Annotated in this window: 1 rRNA gene; it reads left to right on the top strand. The window is 56.5% G+C overall.

What is annotated here, in order from left to right:
• Positions 1 to 508: ribosomal RNA gene (locus IEZ09_RS46095) — 23S ribosomal RNA — on the top strand; the annotation flags it as partial.

Raw genomic sequence — 508 nt, forward strand, 5'->3', positions numbered from 1 at the left:
GGGGTGACGCAGGAGGGTAGCTCCGCCAGTGAGTGGTAGTACTGGTGCAAGCGTGTAGGCCGAGTTGTAGGCAAATCCGCAACTCATCAAGGCTGAGACGTGATGCGTAGCCGATTGAGGCGAAGCAGAGTGATCCCATGCTGCCGAGAAAAGCCTCTAGCGAGTGTTCATGCGGCCCGTACCCCAAACCGACACAGGTGGTCAGGTAGAGAATACCGAGGCGATCGGGCGAACTGTGGTTAAGGAACTCGGCAAAATGCCCCCGTAACTTCGGGAGAAGGGGGGCCAGAGGACTTGAAGCCCTTCGCGGGCTAGGGTCAGCTGGCCGCAGAGACCAGCGAGAAGCGACTGTTTACTAAAAACACAGGTCCATGCGAAGTCGCAAGACGATGTATATGGACTGACGCCTGCCCGGTGCTGGAACGTTAAGGGGACCGGTTAGTCACTTTGTGGCGAAGCTGAGAACTTAAGCGCCAGTAAACGGCGGTGGTAACTATAACCATCCTAA

This window comes from Lentzea flava, from assembly GCF_014648475.1.
Lineage (GTDB): Bacteria > Actinomycetota > Actinomycetes > Mycobacteriales > Pseudonocardiaceae > Lentzea > Lentzea flava.